Raw genomic sequence first — 16,802 nt, forward strand, 5'->3', positions numbered from 1 at the left:
CGAATTTATCACATGATACCCACTAAAATTGTCAGTGCAACTTATAGCGATATTCATGGTCTAATTCAGATTAAAATTAACAAAAAACAAACTAATAGTCGTAAATAAACGCTTACGACATAATAGCGACGACATAACATTTAGGGAGTAAATTTATCCCACTAACTTGCCTCTATCGTTGCGCTAATGCGTGCCCTTGTCCACCATAAAGCTGCAAATTATCCACAATCGCCACCAATCCATCCCAACGATAGGCACACCAATCGGGTGCTAATAGCATAGGCTTTTTCGCATAAGCGGTGACACGGTGAAAAATCACTTCCGCGGGGGTATGGCGGATCATCTCACCGACACTGTGGGCATAATCCTCAATACTCAATAAAGGTAAGCGCCCACTTCGCCACGACTTAGCCATAGTACTACCTTCGACGATATGCAAAGGATGTAGCTTCAAACCGTCAACACCCTGCTGCAATACAGCAGCTAAAGTCGCCATATAATCGCTATGAGTTTCATCGGGTAAGCCAAGAATGAGATGAGTGCACACCTTAAGACCGCGAGCTCTCGCCCTAGACACAGTGTCACAATAACAGGCGAAATCATGGCCACGGTTAATTCTACGCAGTGTTTCATCTTTGGCTGTTTGCAACCCGAGCTCTAACCACACATCGACACCATTTTCCTGATAGCGCGCCAGTAAATCCAGTACATTATTCGGTACACAATCGGGGCGAGTTCCTACACATAAACCGACTATCTCGCCATCTTTAACCGCTTCATCGTACTTAGCCATTAACACTTGATATTCATCGTAAGTGCTAGTGTAAGCTTGAAAATAAGCAATAAATTTATCGGCTTGTGCCTGAGGCTTCGCCTCACGATAGCGGCTCTTACCCTGTTCGAGTTGCTCAGTAATACTCAATACATCGGCAGTTTGATGGCTAAATGACGCCACATTACAGAAAGTACAACCTCCACGCCCCAAAGTGCCGTCACGGTTAGGGCAAGTAAACTTGGCATCTATAGTGAGTTTTCGCAGTCGGGTGCCATATCGCGCCTTACAAACAGCACCAAAGGTGTTCACATATGCATCAAGCCCCATCAGAGCACCAACCAAATTTCATATCGCTTCATTGATAATAACCAAGATAAAATCACAAATAGAAAAGAAAATACGTGAACAAATAGAAGAAAAAGCTTAGTGTAAGCAAGGTAGCGAGAGGTTTCTTGGCGCTACATCAAATTCCCGCCTGACTCATACCGTTATTATCATAAATGTGCGCATCCTCAAATTAGCCAGCTTACCGCTGAGATCTTGCTCACATCAAAAATGAATAACAATTCAACAATTTTAATTTTTTATCTATTTACTGTGTTTGCAATAAAAATCACTATTTCTAAATCAAAAACAATCCCACCAGCATGTTACACCTTGGTAAATTTTGAGTTTGATAGTTTTTAAAATTCTTTTTATTCATAATGTTATACAACACATTTTACTGTTGACGTTAACGTAAGGTAATTGTGATTTGTGTATGAAACATGAATTTATACCCATGTTTTATGCAAATTTTTGGTTTGACCTTTATTGAATCTCAGGCTAATTTGGGTGGTTCGGGTGCATATCTATAGAAAGTCTTTACATTTTCTCCCCGAGTAGTAATCAGTTGAGGTCTAGGGAGGTTTTTGTATGAGCTTATATCATCCCAGTTTTGAGCGGGACAATTGTGGTTTTGGGTTGATAGCACAGATGGATGGCGAAGCCAGCCACCGTATAGTGCGCACGGCAATCCATGGTCTAGATCGCATGAAGCACCGCGGGGGCATTGCCTCCGACGGCCGCACTGGCGACGGCTGTGGTTTATTAATGCAATTACCCGTGCAATTTTTTGAAGCGATTGCCGCGGAAAATGATTGGCATTTGAGCCGAAAATTTGCCGTAGGTATGCTGTTTTTAAGTCAAGACGATGAACTGGCTGACCAAGCCAAGTTTATTCTTGAGCGCGAACTCGAGCGTGAAACCTTAAGTATTGCAGGCTGGCGCAAGGTGCCTGTCAATCCCGATGTGTTAGGTGAAATTGGCAAGGCTAGCCTGCCACAAATCTATCAAGTGCTGATCAACGCCCCCATTGGCTGGCGTGAAAAAGACTTGGAACGTCGCCTTTATATGGCGCGTCGCCGCCTAGAGCAGCAGATCACCGACGACAAAGACTTCTATGTCGCGAGTTTGTCAGGCCAAGTTATCGTCTATAAAGGTCTGATGATGCCTGTGGACTTGCCCGCGTTTTATCCCGATCTCGCGGACATTCGCTTAAAAAGCTCTATATGCCTATTCCATCAACGTTTCTCAACGAATACTTCTCCTAAATGGCCATTAGCTCAGCCGTTTAGATATTTAGCCCATAACGGCGAAATCAATACGATTACGGGTAACCGTCAATGGGCCCGCGCCCGTGCCTATAAGTTTAATTCACCGCTACTGCCAGATTTGCAGCAGGCCGCTCCCTTTGTGAATGAAACAGGCTCAGACTCTTCATCTTTAGATAACATGCTGGAAATGCTGTTATCTGGTGGCATGGACTTATACCGTGCCATGCGTCTATTGATCCCGCCTGCTTGGCAAAGTAATCCGGAAATGGATGACGAATTAAAAGCCTTCTACGACTTTAACTCTATGCACATGGAGCCTTGGGATGGTCCGGCAGGTATTGTGATGACCAACGGTCGCCATGCCGCCTGCGCTGTTGACCGTAATGGTCTGCGTCCATCACGTTATGTGATCACAAAAGATCGTATTTTGACCTTAGCTTCCGAAGTCGGAATTTGGGATTACGCCGCCGATGAAGTGATTGAAAAAGGCCGTGTTGGGCCTGGTGAATTGCTGGTATTAGATACCTTGAACGGCCGCCTGTACCAATCTTTTGAAATTGATAACGATCTTAAACGCCGCCACCCTTACAAAGAGTGGATGGCGAAAAACAGCCGTACTTTAACGCCAGCGGAAGATTTAGCCTCTGAGCAGCACGGTGCCAGCGAGTTAAGCCCTGAGCTATTGCTGCAATACCAAAAACAATTTGGCTATACCCGTGAGGAATTAGAACAAGTCATTTGGGTATTGGCGAAGCAAGGTGAAGAAGCCACAGGCTCCATGGGCGACGACACACCTATGGCGGTATTGTCGAAAAAGTCACGTTCACTGTATGACTATTTTAGGCAGAAATTTGCTCAAGTAACGAATCCACCTATCGACCCCTTACGTGAAAAGCACGTCATGTCGTTGACCACTTGTATTGGCCGTGAACAGAACCTCTTCAATGAAACGACTGGGCATGCTTACCGGGTAATGTTCAATTCACCTATTTTATTATTCAGTGATTTTAACCAGTTACTGGGATTAGATAGCACTTACTATCGCGCCAATATTGTCGATTTAAATTACGAACCACAGGAAGGCTTAGAAAGTGCCATTCGCCGTATCACAGCCGAAGCCGAGCGTTTGGCTCGCAGCGGCACAACTTTGTTGATCCTTTCGGATAGAGCCATAGGTAAAACGGCGCAAGTGATCCCCGCGGCCATGGCGGTCGGTTCTGTGCAGCAAATGCTGGTGAACAAGAGCCTGCGCTGCGACACCAACATCATAGTTGAAACCGCATCGGCGCGAGATCCGCATCACTTTGCCGTATTGCTTGGCTTTGGTGCCACGGCGATTTATCCATATTTAGTGTATGAGTCAATTTCCGAACTTGCAAAACGCCATGACTTAACCGATACCACGGCATTGATGTTGAACTTCCGCTACGGCATCGAAAAAGGCTTGCGTAAGATCATGTCCAAAATGGGCATCAGCACTGTCGGCTCCTATCGTTGCAGCCAACAATTTGAAGCCATAGGCATTGCCAGCGAAGTGATCGAACTGTGTTTTAAAGGCGTAATTAGCCGCATCGAGGGCGCAGGCTTTGCAGAGATCGCCCAAGACCAAGCGATTCTGCACAAAGCGGCCTACCGTGCCCATGTGCCATTACCGCAAGGTGGCCTGCTGAAATACGTTGAAGGGGGTGAGTATCACTGCTTCAACCCTGATGTGGTCAACACCTTGCAAGCGTCATTGATTGACAAAGACTTCGCGAGCTATAAAAAATTCGCCGAACTCGTCGACAATCGTCCCGTGGCCACACTGCGTGACTTAATCGGTATTAAGGGCGCGCAAACATCAATTAATGTCGCCGATGTAGAAGCGGCATCAAATCTATATTCACGTTTTGACAGTGCCGCCATGAGCATCGGCGCCTTGAGCCCTGAAGCCCATGAAGCTCTTGCTATTGCGATGAACCGCTTAGGTGGCCGCTCGAACTCAGGTGAAGGTGGTGAGGATGCACGCCGCTTTAATACTGAACGCAACTCTGCAATTAAACAGATTGCCTCGGCACGCTTTGGCGTCACGGCGCATTATTTAGTTAATGCCGATGTGTTGCAGATTAAAGTCGCCCAAGGGGCAAAACCCGGTGAAGGTGGTCAGTTACCCGGCCATAAAGTTAGCGTTGAAATCGCCGGACTGCGTCATGCACGTCCTGGTGTGACCTTGATTTCACCGCCGCCGCACCACGATATTTACTCTATCGAAGATTTAGCCCAGCTGATTTTCGACTTGAAGCAAATCAATACTAAAGCGCTGATTTCAGTGAAACTTGTGTCAGAACCCGGTGTGGGCACGATCGCCACCGGCGTGGCCAAAGCCTATGCGGACATGATCACGATTTCAGGGTATGACGGCGGCACAGGTGCTAGCCCAATTACCTCAGTGAAATATGCGGGCAGTCCATGGGAGCTAGGGTTAGCCGAGGTGCATCAATCGCTAGTAGAAAATGGTCTACGCCATAAAATTCGCCTGCAAGTCGATGGCGGCTTAAAAACCGGTACCGATGTGATTAAAGCCGCGTTATTGGGCGCCGAAAGCTTTGGTTTTGGTACTGTGCCTATGATCGCCCTAGGTTGTAAATACCTGCGTATTTGCCACTTGAACAACTGTGCGACTGGCGTAGCAACGCAAGATAAAAACCTGCGCGACAACCATTACCATGGTCTGCCAGAGCGAGTGATGACTTACTTTGAGTTTGTTGCACAGGAAGTTCGTGAATGGATGGCAACCTTAGGGGTGAGCAAGTTTGAAGACTTAGTCGGTCGCAGCGAATGGTTATATGCCCTCGAAGGCCAAACCGCGAAGCAACAAGGCTTAGATCTGTCACCGATTTTGTATCAACCCAAGGTGCCAGCAACCTCGTCACGCACTTGGCAAGAAACCAATCCACCAGCGGATTTAGGACTGCTGAACCAACATTTATTAAACGAGTGCCAAAGCGCCGTCGATAAGGGCGAGAGTTTCGATGCTGCTTACAGCATCAACAACACCGACCGTTCCGTTGGCGCGACGTTGTCAGGCTATATCGCGAGCACACTCGGCGTCAAAGGCACCAAAGCACCGGTCAAACTGAGCTTTAACGGCAGTGCCGGCCAAAGCTTTGGCGTGTGGAACAGCCCAGGCCTTGAGTTAAAACTCTGCGGCGATGCCAACGACTATGTGGGTAAAGGCATGTCTGGCGGCCAGATCGTCATATACCCGCCAATTGGCAGCCCGTTCCAAAGTGAGCGCAGTGCCATTGTCGGTAACACGTGTCTTTACGGCGCGACGGGCGGCAAGTTCTTCGCCGCGGGTCAAGCGGGCGAGCGTTTTGCAGTACGTAACTCAGGGGCGATTGCTGTGGTCGAAGGACTCGGTGATAACGGCTGTGAATACATGACCAGCGGCATTGTGGTTGTTCTTGGTAAAACAGGGGTGAACTTCGGCGCTGGGATGACAGGTGGTTTTGCCTATGTATTCGATCAATTCGGCCGCTTCAATCGCCGTGTGAACACTGAGCTTGTCGATACTCAAAAACTCGAATCACCGATCCATCAACAACATTTAAAAGGTCTGATTGAAGCCCACGTGGCCGAAACAGGCAGTGAACATGCCAAGATGATCTTAAGTGATTTTGGTAACTGGTTAGATTGCTTCGTATTAGTAAAACCTAAAAATATTGCCGTGGCCGATCTGCTCAAATTAGAGAAATCGAGCCCAGAATTAGTTGTAAAAGCGGGGTAATGGCGCATGAGTAACGATTTTCAATTTATTGAAGTGGGTCGTAAAGACCCCGCTAAACACCCTGCGGCTAAACGTGCGACTCAGTTTATTGAGATCTATCAGCCTTTTGCTCAGCCTCAAATGGCTGAGCAAGCGGACCGCTGTTTAGATTGCGGCAATCCTTATTGTGAGTGGAAGTGCCCGCTACACAATTATATTCCTAACTGGCTCAAGCTAGCGGAACAAGGCCGCATTATGGAAGCGGCAGATTTAGTGCATGAGACCAACACTCTGCCCGAAATCTGCGGCCGTGTTTGCCCACAGGACAGACTCTGTGAAGGTGCTTGTACTCTGAACGACGACTTTGGCGCTGTTACTATCGGTAATGTCGAAAAATACATTACCGACACAGCGATCGCCCAAGGCTGGCGCCCCGATATGAGCAAGGTCACGCCTCGCCCTGAACGAGTGGCGATTGTCGGTGCTGGTCCTGCGGGCTTAGGCTGCGCGGATATTCTGTCTCGCAACGGTGTTAAAGCTGTAGTCTTTGATAAATATCCACAAATTGGTGGTCTACTCACCTACGGTATTCCGTCTTTTAAACTCGACAAAGCCGTTATGGCGACCCGTCGCAGTGTATTAGAAGGCATGGGCATTGAGTTCAAACTCGGTGTCACTGTCGGTAAGGACATCCCATTTACTAAACTGCTCGAAGAATACGATGCCGTCTTCCTCGGTATGGGCACCTATACCGCGATGAAAGCAGGCCTTGACGGTGAAGATGCCCAAGGCGTATACCAAGCCCTGCCCTATTTGATTGGTAACACCCATCATTTAATGGGCACTCAGAATGCTGAAACGCCCTACCTGAACCTTGAAGGTAAACGTGTGGTGGTATTAGGCGGTGGTGATACTGCGATGGATTGTGTGCGCACAGCCGTCAGACAAGGTGCCAGCAGCGTAGTCTGTGCTTACCGCCGGGACGAGGCCAACATGCCGGGCTCACGTCGCGAAGTGCAAAATGCGCGGGAGGAAGGCGTTAACTTCCTGTTTAACCGTCAACCTGTGGCGATTAAAACCCAAGATGGCAAAGTGATCGGCATTGAATGCGTTGAAACCGCCATGGGCAAGGCCGATGCAAGTGGTCGTCAACGCGCCGAAGCGATTGCCGGTAGCGAACAGTTGCTCGAAGCCGATGCGATTATTATCGCCTTTGGTTTCCAGCCTAGCCCTGCCCCTTGGTTTGCCGAACACGGTATCGAGCTCGATCAATGGGGCCGAGTCAAAGCGAGCAAGTTAGACGAAAACCCATTCCAAACCACAAACCCGAAAGTGTTTGCCGGTGGTGATATGGTGCGTGGTTCTGACTTAGTCGTGACAGCCATTGCCGAAGGTCGCGATGCCGCCCAAGGTATTCTTAATTACTTAGACTAAGCGCTATAGATTAAGCGCCAACGTGTTTGTTTTACAGGTAAAAAACATTTTACCCTTGTCATTTTAACAAGCACTCCAATGGCTGGACTCGTGCAAACGAGTTCAGCCATTGGCTAGTGACTTATCGCAATCGGTTGATGGATAAAATAGATAGATGAAAGCGTGCATCTTAGGAGCGCACTTTTTTCGTTAACCCTCCCGCGTTTTACCCCGCGATTATCAAGCAATCCCAATCTCGCCATAACGACTGCATAAAACTGTGTGGTATATTAGCCAGCATTCCCGTGTCCCACTCTTTAAGTGTTGAATCAAAAAGGTCTCCCATGAAAATTGGAATTATTGGCGCAATGGAGCCAGAAGTCGCTCACCTGATCGCCGCCATGACAAATGCGACATCGCAAACCATTGCTGGTATTGAATTTATTGCTGGTACTCTCGCGGGTAAAGACGTAGTAGTGACTCGCTCAGGCATAGGTAAAGTCGCCGCAAGTATTGCGACCACGCTACTCATCGAAAAATATGCGCCGGATGCGGTGATCAATACTGGTTCTGCCGGTGGTTTTGTGGATTCGCTGGCCATTGGCGATATCGTGATTTCTTCTGAAGTGCGTCACCATGATGTGGATGTCACCGCCTTTGGTTATGAAATTGGCCAAATGGCGCAGCAACCTGCTGCGTTTATTCCTGCCGCACATTTAGTTGAAGCAGCCAACAAAGCGATTGCTCAACTGGGTGAAGTCAAAGCGATTGAAGGTTTGATTTGTACTGGCGACAGCTTTATTTGCGATCCTGTTCGCACCCAAGCCATGCTCAAAAACTTCCCGACTATGGCTGCCTGTGAGATGGAAGGCGCGGCAATCGCTCAAGTTTGTCATCAGTTTGGAGTGCCATTTGTGGTGATCCGCTCTTTATCGGATAACGCCAACAATGACTCGCCAGTGGATTTCGACTCTTATATTGTCAAAGCGGGTTATCACTCGGCTCTGATGGTGATGTTGCTGCTTGAGCAACTGAATCCTAGCGCAGTAAAATAATCACTTAAGTGGAAAGTACCGAATGCACACCTCTTTTTATCAACAACTTGTCGAGATAGATGGCGCTTTGTTTGAAGGCTTTTTGGTACTTTTTTTTGCTTTGTTATTGGCGCGGTTAGCGCCATTGCCACGGGAAATGCAGCCGCTTATTTGGTTTAGCCATTTAGCCAAGCAACTCGCTGCCAAAGTGAATCGCCCTGAACGCTCTCCAAGCCAACAAGCCACAGCAGGCTTTTTAGCTATGTTGCTATTGCTGTTTCCATTTTGGGCCATTATCACCTTTTTGCTCGAACTGGCTGCCTTTCCATGGTTTTTCGAATTTTTGGTGCTTTATCTGTGTTTAACCGATGCAGGGTTTAGCCAAGTCGCCGATGAAATCGCTAAAGCCTTAAAACGTGGAGACAATGCCAGCGCAAAAAAGCTTTTACAGCCTTGGGTGGTGCGCGATACCGATAGTTTGTCGGAAATCGGCCTAGCCAAAGCCACCATAGAAAAACTCGCCACAGCGCCTATTTACGGCACAGCATCGACCATTTTCTTTTTCGCTATTGCTGGAGCACCGCTAGTGCTAGCAGTGCGCATGCTCAAACAACTCGAATTGAGCTGGCCGCCCATTCAACCAAAGTATCAACATTTCTGCAGTACTGTGAATGGTGTATCGATTATCTTGCTGGCGATTCCGGCTTGGTTGTGGAGCCTGTCGCTCGCCATTCAAGGCGGGCCTAAGGCGTTTGCAAAACTTTTTAGAGCCCCTAAAAATCATCACGCTATTCGAGGTTATGTTCTCAGTGTGAATCTCGTGGCCAGTATTTTGAGAATCGAGCTCGGTGGACCACAGAAGTTTGCTGGCGTGCGTATCAATGTGGATAAATTATGCTACGGTCCGCAGCCAACCAGTGATGACATCACGCCTGCAATCAAGCTGACCTCACGTGCCTGTGCTATCTGGTTTAGCTTTATCATTATACTGCCCTTGTTATGGGCAAGTTTACGTTGGTTACAAAGCCTGTGATATGATGCCGCATTATCTCAACGTGAAGTTAAAGGCTGACCATCTTGCTCGAAAACATGCATGTTTCATTAACAACACCTGCGTTGTTATTTCCTGCTATCTCATTGTTACTATTAGCTTATACCAATCGTTTTTTTGCCTTAGCCGCATTAATCCGAAATTTAAGCAATGGTGAAAAACCCGTACATAAAGATCAAATTAAGAACCTGAGCCAGCGTATTACCATCATTCGTCGAATGCAGGAAGCAGGCGTGTCAAGCTTTGCCCTATGCGTACTGTGTATGATTTTTATCTATATCGGCTTTAATAAAACCGGCTCAGTGATTTTTGGCGCTAGCCTACTGCTCTTGCTCTATTCACTGATTTTATCTGTGATTGAAATCCGCATCTCTGTGGACGCATTAAATATCCATATCAAAGAGATGAGTAAATGAGCCAGTGGATCTACTTTTTTGATTTATGGGGTACCGCTGTATTTGCATTATCCGGCGCACTTGCCGCTGGACGCCATAGAATGGACCCCTTTGGCGTAATCGTGCTCGCCTCGGTTACCGCTGTCGGTGGTGGCAGTATTCGTGATGCCTTAATTGGTGCAACGCCAGTGTTCTGGATCCGCGACCCGAATTACATCATAGTGATCCTCGCGACCGTGCTCGTCTGTTTGCTATTAGTCCGTCGCCCTCGTAAGGTACCCGAGTATATTTTACCCGTTGCAGATGCCTTTGGATTGGCCCTCTTTACCGTGATAGGTGCTGAAAAGGCCCTCAATATGGGCTTGAGTGGGATGATTGCCGTTGTAATGGGCTTGATCACAGGCGTGGGAGGAGGCATTATTCGAGACTTACTGTGTAGACAAGTTCCTATGGTCTTACGCACAGAAGTCTATGCCACAGCTTCGATCATAGGTGGTATCGGCTATACCGTGAGCTTAGCCTACGGTATGGGCGAAAAAATGGCGCTATTTCTGGCGATGGCCAGTGCCCTGTTAATCCGCTTAAGTGCCATCAAGTGGCATCTTTCATTACCGGCCTTTGATCTCAAGACCAAGAGGGAATAGTTTGCGAATATTGTGTTTTATTTTGTGCCTCATTTTTGTTCCAGCCCTCAATCCTGCAGCGGCGCAAGCCAACTCAGGTGAAATGCCACAAGAACAGCAGTTAGCCGTAAAATATATGAATGCGCTAACTGAACATGACTATAAGACACTGCGAAAATTCTATAACCGCGAAAGCGTCTTCTTCGACAAAACCGCCAACCGTAAATACACTGGCGGCCGCTTCATCATCGACTTCCTTGAGCGCGCCCACGAGGGCGTGCTCGAGTACAACTTCAACATAGAACATATGTATAACGCAGGCTCTTTAGTAGTGATGATAGGTAACTATCATTTCAAGGGTCCAGGTGAACAATTTGGCAAACCGGGGAAAATTATCGATGTTGCGATACCTGGTGTGACAAGCCTTAAGATCGACATGCTCAATCGCAGAGTAACGGAACATGTCGACCTAATCGATTACCAGACCATGTCAGACCAATTAGCGATGCAGTAGTCACAAAATTTACCCGTCTTTGAAACTTGATCCCTAAAAACGAGTCGAAACTAACAATGAGTCAATACCACTGCGTATTTTACCTTTGAAAAATTGACTGAGCCGTTTCGTTTCAATGAGGTTTGTATGAAGTTTTTTGGATTGATTGCCCTACTCGCCCTTAATGGCTTAATACTGGCCCCCAAAGCACAGGCTTTACAGCCCATTATCGTTTCCTACGCCGTTCAGCCAGTAAGCCATTTTAATCAACAACTACGTACCGCTCAGGCGCAACATCAGCCTTGGTCGGAAGATCCCAATAAAATCAGCAGCCAATATGCAGGCAACAAATTTACTTTAGTGCGAACTCAAACCAATAAAGATGGCATTTTAACCTATCAAGTGAGCGAGCTTTCCAAGCAGCATCCACAGATGCTGTTGATTATCTCACTGAAACAAAACGCTAAACTTTGGCAGGTAAGTTCGGCCCAATTGGCATGGAAATGCAGTGGCGGGCAACACTTTGGCACCGACAGATGTAATATCGCCGAGCATGAGGCCAACACAGCGCCTTAATCTTGTTTTGTGAAAAGATTCAAAAACAAAGAGCGCCCTAAGGCGCTCTTTTTGTTCGTTTAAACTTACTGTAGCGTAAATCTAACTAAACCAACGTCACTATACCAAAGTCACTTTGGCAAACTTACGTTTACCGACTTGGAATACAGCAACAGTACCCGTGAACAAAGTCATACGGCTATCTTCTAGCTTTTCGCCGTCCATCTTCACCGCGCCTTGCTTGATCATCCGCATCGCCTCTGAAGTCGACGACACTAAGTCTGCGTCTTTCAACAGATTGGCAATCGCAATACCTTCACCGGCAGCTAACTCAATTTCTTCGATATCATCGGGGATCATGCCCTTAGAACGATCGACAAAGGCTTGATGCGCACTTTCGGCAGACGCTGCATCATGGAAACGTGTGATAATTTCCTTAGCTAAGGCGATTTTAGTGTCACGCGGGTTAGACCCATTCGCCACATCTTGCTTAAACTGTTCAATTTCAGCCAGTGGGCGGAATGACAGTAGTTCAAAGTAGCGCCACATCAAGTCATCCGAAATTGACATCAGCTTGCCAAACATTTCATTGGCAGGTTCGCTCACGCCAATATAGTTATGCGCCGATTTAGACATTTTCTTCACGCCATCTAAACCTTCAAGCAGCGGCATCATGATCACAGCTTGTGGCTTTTGGCCTTCGGCTTTTTGCAGCTCACGGCCCATTAACAGGTTGAACTTTTGATCTGTACCACCCAGCTCAACATCGGCCTGCAGCGCAACTGAGTCATAGCCCTGAAGTAAAGGATACATAAACTCATGAATCGCAATCGACTGACCCGAGGCATAACGCTTCTTAAAATCATCACGCTCCATCATACGAGCCACAGTTTGCTTAGACGCGAGACGGATCATACCAGCGGCGCCCAATGGCTCTAACCAGCTAGAGTTGAATTCGATACGAGTCTTAGCAGGATCGAGGATCTTGTAAACCTGTTCTTTATAGGTTTCTGCGTTCGCTAAAACTTGTTCACGGGTGAGCGGCGGACGTGTGCTATTTTTACCACTTGGGTCCCCCACCATACCAGTAAAGTCACCAATCAAAAAAATGACTTCATGACCTAACTCTTGGAATAATCTTAATTTATTTAAGATTACTGTATGTCCAAGATGGATATCCGGAGCGGTAGGGTCAGCGCCTAACTTAATACGGAGTGGACGTCCTTCTTTGAGTTTTTCCAGCAGATCCGCTTCGAGTAAAATCTCATCGGTACCACGTCTAATTTCTGCTAATACTTGGTCTAAATCAGCCATCTCGGCAGGGACTCCTAAGGCCATGATCATAAAATGAAGAGACTTATGTTACTTGTTAGCCACCACAATTGAAAGTGTGTACACTAACGGGATTATTTAAGTCTCTGGTTATTGGTATCGGCGTCAATGGGAAAGGTTATAACGTTATTTAAATTGTTGCCTAAAAAGCATCAAATTCTCCTTAGCATTCTTTCAGTTATCACAATGATAACCATGCTTCTACCTTCTGAAGAAGCACAAGCTTCAAGACAAACCACTAGCATTGATGACCAAGCTCAAATCAACACCCGTTATGATGTGCCCTTAGCTTTTCGCTCGCCTGAACGCCCTGAGTTACCAGAAGGTCAAACAGATAATGCTCCGACAACGGCAGAACCGTTATCCTCACCCGATGCGCTCGCTACAGCTGGAGCTAATAATCAAGCCGCAGGATCCCACGAAAGCGCTCTTCACAGAGATGTCGAACATTTTAACGTCAAAAATGGTGATACTTTAGCCGCGGTATTTGATCGCGCTGGCTTAACCAGCAAAGATGTTTATGAAATCACCCAGTTGCCTTTAGCCAAGCAAAACTTGCTTAAGATAATGCCGGGCGAAGAAATTGTGATTTCAAAGGATGCAAACGGTAATTTGACTGAAGTGCGTTATCGAGTCGATGCTATTTCCACCCTAGTCATCACTAAAAGCCAAGAGCAATACAACGAAAAAATCTCAGAAAAGGATGTGGAAATTCGCAGCCATTTCACCAGTGCCAAAATTAAGAGCAATTTCTGGAATGCCGCCGTCGATGCAGGCATGTCTGCCAACCAGATATTACAATTATCGACCGTATTCGGCTGGGATATCGACTTCGCCTTAGACTTACGCGAAGGCGACAGCTTCGCCATTATTTACGAGCAAGAATATGCCGATGGTGAATTTTTGCGTAATGGCAATATCTTAGCTGCAGAATTTGTTAACCAAGATGAGCGCTATACTGCCATTCGCTATACCGACGGTAACTATTATTCCGAAAATGGCACTAGCATGCGTAAAGCCTTCCTGCGCTCACCGGTCGATTTTAAGTATGTCAGCTCCAACTTTAACCCAAGACGTTTGCACCCAGTGACGGGCCAAGTCAAAGCCCATCGGGGTGTAGACTATGTCGCAGCCATTGGCACGCCCATTAAAGCTGCGGGTAGTGGACGCGTTATTGAGTCTGGTTATAATCAATTCAACGGTAACTATGTGTTTATCAAACATAACGATACCTATACCACCAAATATCTACACCTCACAAAACGTAATGTCAGCAAAGGCGCCAACGTTAAGCAAGGACAAATTATTGGTACTTTAGGTAAAACAGGCCGTGTCACAGGGGCTCATTTACATTACGAATTTATCGTCAATGGCGTACACCGCAACCCGAGAACGATTACGCTACCGAAATCCGAATCAATTGCGAGAAAAGAAAAAAATCAATTCGATGCACTTAGCAAACAATTGATGACTACACTTTCGCAAAACAAGCAAACGCAATTGGCAATGCAATAACGACGGATGGATTCCTCCCAATGAAAAACGCTTATTATATTGGACTTATGTCAGGCACCAGCATGGACGGTGTCGATGCAGTATTGGTCGACTTTTCAGGCGCACAGCCGCAGCTTATCGCCAGCCATACCGAAGCTATTCCGAGCCATTTGCTCAAAGGTCTACAGCGCCTGTGCTTACCCAGCTCAGATGAAATTAACCGCCTCGGCCGTTTAGATCGTAATGTGGGTCAGCTGTTTGCCTTAGCCGTCAATAATCTGATGGCTAAATGTGCTATTGCGAAAGAAGATGTCATCGCCATTGGTAGCCATGGTCAAACTGTGCGCCATATGCCAAACCTCGAAGTGGGTTTTACCTTACAAATAGGCGATCCTAATACTATTGCGACCGAAACAGGCATAGATGTCATTGCCGATTTTCGTCGCAAAGATATTGCCCTTGGTGGCCAAGGCGCGCCCTTAGTACCCGCATTCCACCAGCAAACCTTTGCCCAAATCGGTAAAAAACGTGTCATCCTCAATATTGGTGGTATTGCCAATATCACCTATCTGCCGGGCAATAGTGAAGAAGTCTTAGGCTTTGATACAGGGCCAGGCAACACCTTAATTGATGCCTGGATGCAACAGGTTAAAAGTGAACCCTTCGATAAAAATGGCGAATGGGCTGCATCCGGAAAAACTGATCAAAGCTTATTAACTCAGTTGCTTTCGCATCCGTATTTTTCCCTTGCTTACCCTAAAAGCACTGGTCGCGAACTGTTTAACCAAGCTTGGTTAGAGCAGCAATTATCGCCCTTTAATCATTTAGATGAAGAAGATATTCAATCAACTTTATTGGATTTAACCTGCCACAGCATAGCCCAAGACATTATTAAACTATCCAATGAAGGGGAATTATTCGTCTGTGGCGGCGGTGCATTTAATGGTCAACTGATGCAGCGTCTTGCAGCCTTATTATCAGGTTATAAGCTGGATACTACCTCGGCCCTTGGCGTCGATCCTAAGTGGGCAGAAGGCATCGCCTTTGCCTGGCTCGCCATGCGCAATCACTTAGGTTTACCCGCTAATCTCCCTGCAGTAACAGGCGCCTCCCGCGAAGCAGTACTCGGCGGACGATTTAGCGCTAAGTAATTGGCCTTCGCAAAATACTAAAGCGATAACCTAAACAAGAGCTTCTACATGAAGCTCTTGTTGTCTTTAAAAGACAAACTAATCTTTTCCCCCTCTTCCTGCCTAAATTTATCAAGAAAATCAGCAGCTATTTTAAAGCCATCTATTCTTAATTACTGAAGCATTTAGTGACAGAAGCATTAGAAAAAAAGTTTCGTCACTGAAGCTTAATCAAGTCTCACTATAGTAAAAACGGATACAGGATATTGCTCTAAACAGCTCAAACACTTAGGAATAGCCTCATAGGCGTCCAATAAGAAACTGGTTTTAAGGGAACTCGTGTCTACAGCGCGATTTTGCTCACTCAGACAAGATCCGTTAATAGGCAGGTAAATTAGGAATAAAGACGCACTGATTAACAAACAAGCGTCTTTAAAAGAATAGGAAATCAAACAATGAACATGTCACAAAAAATGGCGGCAGAATTTCTCGGCACCTTGTGGTTAGTCCTTGGAGGCTGCGGCAGCGCGGTACTTGCCGCCGCATTTCCCGAGGTGGGCATAGGCTTACTCGGTGTCGCTTTAGCTTTTGGATTAACCGTATTAACCATGGCCTTTGCGATTGGCCATATTTCAGGTTGTCATCTCAATCCTGCAGTGTCATTCGGCCTTTGGGCTGGCGGACGTTTTCCAGCGGCAGAATTATTGCCCTATATCGTAGCCCAAGTCGCGGGTGGAATTGTTGGCGCTGGCATCTTGTATCTCATCGCTTCAGGACAAGAGGGATTTTCACTCGCGGGCGGATTTGCCTCTAACGGTTTTGGTGAGCACTCACCGGGTGGCTATAGCATGCTGTCGGTGATGATTTGTGAAATAGTTATGACACTGTTCTTCTTGATTATTATTTTAGGTGCCACCGATGAGCGAGCGCCTAAGGGATTTGCCCCAATTGCCATAGGGTTAGGTTTAACCTTAATTCACCTTATTAGTATTCCTGTGTCCAATACTTCGGTGAACCCAGCGCGTAGCACAGGCCCTGCACTGTTTGTCGGTGACTGGGCGGTATCACAACTCTGGTTGTTCTGGGTAGCACCGATTGTCGGCGCCATTTTGGCAGGCTTTATCTATCGCTACTTCCGCTCGGTAGAATAAAAGCCGAAGATCT

General features: G+C 46.8%; 13 protein-coding genes. 11 read left to right on the forward strand and 2 right to left on the reverse strand.

Annotated elements, in window-relative coordinates; translation table 11 throughout:
* Positions 1–172: 172 nt before the first annotated feature.
* Positions 173–1,102, reverse strand: a complete 930-nt coding sequence (mnmL, locus tag HGO26_RS03890; RefSeq protein ID WP_168823439.1) for a tRNA modification radical SAM protein MnmL/YtqA — start codon at positions 1,100–1,102, stop codon at positions 173–175.
* A gap of 588 nt (positions 1,103–1,690) precedes the next feature.
* Between mnmL and gltB the strand changes: the two genes are divergently transcribed.
* The 8 genes from gltB to HGO26_RS03930 all read left to right on the forward strand — a co-directional run bounded on the left by gltB (position 1,691) and on the right by HGO26_RS03930 (position 11,703).
* Positions 1,691–6,139, forward strand: a complete 4,449-nt coding sequence (gltB, locus tag HGO26_RS03895; protein ID WP_168823441.1) for a glutamate synthase large subunit — start codon at positions 1,691–1,693, stop codon at positions 6,137–6,139.
* Positions 6,140–6,145: 6 nt separating this feature from the next.
* A complete protein-coding gene (locus HGO26_RS03900) occupies positions 6,146–7,552 on the forward strand; it encodes an FAD-dependent oxidoreductase (protein WP_168823443.1) in 1,407 nt (468 codons plus the stop codon).
* Positions 7,553–7,875: 323 nt separating this feature from the next.
* Positions 7,876–8,586 carry a 5'-methylthioadenosine/adenosylhomocysteine nucleosidase gene (locus HGO26_RS03905; protein ID WP_028760844.1) on the forward strand — a complete coding sequence of 237 codons (711 nt, stop codon included), beginning with the start codon at positions 7,876–7,878 and terminating at the stop codon, positions 8,584–8,586.
* Between the two features lie 22 nt (positions 8,587–8,608).
* Positions 8,609–9,598, forward strand: coding sequence for a cobalamin biosynthesis protein CobD/CbiB (locus tag HGO26_RS03910; RefSeq protein ID WP_168823446.1), 990 nt, complete (start codon positions 8,609–8,611; stop codon positions 9,596–9,598).
* A 56-nt stretch (positions 9,599–9,654) separates the two neighbouring features.
* Positions 9,655–10,032 (forward strand): DUF2721 domain-containing protein, encoded by a 378-nt coding sequence (locus HGO26_RS03915; RefSeq protein ID WP_012088590.1) that lies wholly within the window; start codon positions 9,655–9,657, stop codon positions 10,030–10,032.
* Positions 10,029–10,655: a trimeric intracellular cation channel family protein gene (locus tag HGO26_RS03920; protein WP_105249873.1), complete on the forward strand. Its 627-nt coding sequence runs from the start codon at positions 10,029–10,031 to the stop codon at positions 10,653–10,655. The genes HGO26_RS03915 and HGO26_RS03920 overlap by 4 nt, the downstream gene beginning before the upstream one ends.
* A gap of 1 nt (position 10,656) precedes the next feature.
* Entirely contained in the window at positions 10,657–11,148 is a 492-nt protein-coding gene (locus HGO26_RS03925) for a nuclear transport factor 2 family protein (RefSeq protein WP_028760847.1), read from the forward strand.
* A gap of 126 nt (positions 11,149–11,274) precedes the next feature.
* Positions 11,275–11,703, forward strand: a complete 429-nt coding sequence (locus HGO26_RS03930; protein WP_028760848.1) for a hypothetical protein — start codon at positions 11,275–11,277, stop codon at positions 11,701–11,703.
* Between the two features lie 99 nt (positions 11,704–11,802).
* On the opposite strand, the gene tyrS is transcribed toward HGO26_RS03930, so the two are convergent.
* Positions 11,803–12,996: a tyrosine--tRNA ligase gene (gene tyrS / locus HGO26_RS03935; RefSeq protein WP_168823448.1), complete on the reverse strand. Its 1,194-nt coding sequence runs from the start codon at positions 12,994–12,996 to the stop codon at positions 11,803–11,805.
* 126 nt (positions 12,997–13,122) lie between these two features.
* On the opposite strand from tyrS, the gene HGO26_RS03940 reads away from it, so the two are divergent.
* The 3 genes from HGO26_RS03940 (at position 13,123) to aqpZ (ending at position 16,789) form a co-directional block, all read left to right on the forward strand.
* On the forward strand, positions 13,123–14,529 hold the full coding sequence (locus HGO26_RS03940) for a peptidoglycan DD-metalloendopeptidase family protein (protein ID WP_168823450.1): 1,407 nt from the start codon (positions 13,123–13,125) through the stop codon (positions 14,527–14,529).
* Between the two features lie 20 nt (positions 14,530–14,549).
* A complete protein-coding gene (locus HGO26_RS03945) occupies positions 14,550–15,659 on the forward strand; it encodes an anhydro-N-acetylmuramic acid kinase (RefSeq protein WP_168823452.1) in 1,110 nt (369 codons plus the stop codon).
* A 434-nt stretch (positions 15,660–16,093) separates the two neighbouring features.
* The gene (aqpZ, locus tag HGO26_RS03950) at positions 16,094–16,789 is read left to right on the forward strand and encodes an aquaporin Z (RefSeq protein ID WP_168823454.1); all 696 of its coding nucleotides are present in this window, start codon (positions 16,094–16,096) and stop codon (positions 16,787–16,789) included.
* Positions 16,790–16,802: the final 13 nt, after the last annotated feature.

The organism is Shewanella oncorhynchi (assembly GCF_012584455.1).
Lineage (GTDB): Bacteria > Pseudomonadota > Gammaproteobacteria > Enterobacterales > Shewanellaceae > Shewanella > Shewanella oncorhynchi.

Excerpts from the sequence above, each read along its gene's own strand:
- mnmL (WP_168823439.1), bottom strand. The coding sequence starts at position 1,102 with ATGGGGCTTGATGCATATGTGAACACCTTTGGTGCTGTTTGTAAGGCG.
- gltB (WP_168823441.1), top strand. The coding sequence starts at position 1,691 with ATGAGCTTATATCATCCCAGTTTTGAGCGGGACAATTGTGGTTTTGGG.
- HGO26_RS03900 (WP_168823443.1), top strand. The coding sequence starts at position 6,146 with ATGAGTAACGATTTTCAATTTATTGAAGTGGGTCGTAAAGACCCCGCT.
- HGO26_RS03905 (WP_028760844.1), top strand. The coding sequence starts at position 7,876 with ATGAAAATTGGAATTATTGGCGCAATGGAGCCAGAAGTCGCTCACCTG.
- HGO26_RS03910 (WP_168823446.1), top strand. The coding sequence starts at position 8,609 with ATGCACACCTCTTTTTATCAACAACTTGTCGAGATAGATGGCGCTTTG.
- HGO26_RS03915 (WP_012088590.1), top strand. The coding sequence starts at position 9,655 with ATGCATGTTTCATTAACAACACCTGCGTTGTTATTTCCTGCTATCTCA.
- HGO26_RS03920 (WP_105249873.1), top strand. The coding sequence starts at position 10,029 with ATGAGCCAGTGGATCTACTTTTTTGATTTATGGGGTACCGCTGTATTT.
- HGO26_RS03930 (WP_028760848.1), top strand. The coding sequence starts at position 11,275 with ATGAAGTTTTTTGGATTGATTGCCCTACTCGCCCTTAATGGCTTAATA.
- tyrS (WP_168823448.1), bottom strand. The coding sequence starts at position 12,996 with ATGGCTGATTTAGACCAAGTATTAGCAGAAATTAGACGTGGTACCGAT.
- HGO26_RS03940 (WP_168823450.1), top strand. The coding sequence starts at position 13,123 with ATGGGAAAGGTTATAACGTTATTTAAATTGTTGCCTAAAAAGCATCAA.
- HGO26_RS03945 (WP_168823452.1), top strand. The coding sequence starts at position 14,550 with ATGAAAAACGCTTATTATATTGGACTTATGTCAGGCACCAGCATGGAC.
- aqpZ (WP_168823454.1), top strand. The coding sequence starts at position 16,094 with ATGAACATGTCACAAAAAATGGCGGCAGAATTTCTCGGCACCTTGTGG.